The 963-nt window shown below is 60.5% G+C and carries 2 protein-coding genes; both read right to left on the bottom strand.

What is annotated here, in order from left to right:
• Positions 1-10 precede the first annotated feature (10 nt).
• Entirely contained in the window at positions 11-535 is a 525-nt protein-coding gene (locus tag ABD842_RS13725; protein WP_345114914.1) for a transposase family protein, read from the bottom strand.
• Positions 450-776: a helix-turn-helix domain-containing protein gene (locus tag ABD842_RS13720; protein WP_345114917.1), complete on the bottom strand. Its 327-nt coding sequence runs from the start codon at positions 774-776 to the stop codon at positions 450-452. Before ABD842_RS13720 ends, ABD842_RS13725 begins: the two co-directional genes overlap by 86 nt.
• Positions 777-963: the final 187 nt, after the last annotated feature.

Genomic DNA, 963 nt, shown 5'->3' with positions numbered 1-963 from the left:
AGACTTGTTCCTAAATAGCCTCTTTCTTTTTAGTCAGATGCCAATTCCAGATTCCACAAGCTACGGCCATGATTCGGTCGTTAAAAGAGGCGGATTTGTTGCGGTAAACTTGCGTGACGCAGCCCAGACGCTTGGCTCCGCTGATGGCGTGTTCGACCTTGACCCGTCGGCGCGCATGGGCGTGATTGTCGGTGCGTTGGCGCTCCGTCAGGGCCGTATTCGGGTTCTTTTTGCTACGCCGGGGCTTGCGGTGGGGCAAGCTCTGGGCACTTACGTCGTAATCGGCGACCAGGCCCAGGTAGCCCAAATCGGCCAGCACCTGCCACAAGTCGAGCAGGCCCATATTCACGTCAAACTCGTTTTTGAGCATCTGGTAATCATGCGTCGTGCCGCTGGTCGTGGGGCCCAGGTAGTGGATGTAGCGGTCCGGGGCGGCAATGAGCGTGTTTTTACGGGTAGTCCTTTTTTTTGCCCGAGTAGTCGGCCGCCCGGTCCACGGCGGCCTGCGCCCGGTGAAAGGGACGCTCGGTGGCATCGAGCAACAGCACGGGCACCTCGGCAAAGACGGCCTGCATCTGGGCCAGCGAGTCGATGGCGCGGGCCGGTAGCACGCCCCGCGTGCGCAAGGTGCGCTCCAGCGCCCTGGCCAGGCGGTGGGCGTGTTCGCAGGCTTTGGAGCGAGGCAGGCCAAAGCTGGCGGCCAGCACGTCGAAGGTGGGGTACACTTTCAGATAGTAAAGAATGAACAAAAGTTTTTGTTCGGGGCTGGCCAGCATCCCTTTACGCCCGCCCCCGCGCCGCCGCTGGCGGGGCTGCTGCTCCGAAAAACGCGCATCGGCCTCCTGCTGGCAGCCTGTTACGAAGGGCTCGACCAAGGCACAAAACGCTTCCAAATCCAAGCCCGTCAACGCCCGCATTTGGCGGTCGTCTGTAATCGTATTCACATCTAGCATGCCCAAAAAT

The sequence above is a fragment of the Hymenobacter algoricola genome, assembly GCF_039539525.1.
Lineage (GTDB): Bacteria > Bacteroidota > Bacteroidia > Cytophagales > Hymenobacteraceae > Hymenobacter > Hymenobacter algoricola.
This window is presented reverse-complemented; position numbering and strand designations above follow the sequence as displayed.

Coding starts and splice junctions, on each gene's coding strand:
- ABD842_RS13725 (WP_345114914.1), bottom strand. CDS start 535: ATGCCACCGAGCGTCCCTTTCACCGGGCGCAGGCCGCCGTGGACCGGG.
- ABD842_RS13720 (WP_345114917.1), bottom strand. CDS start 776: ATGCTGGCCAGCCCCGAACAAAAACTTTTGTTCATTCTTTACTATCTG.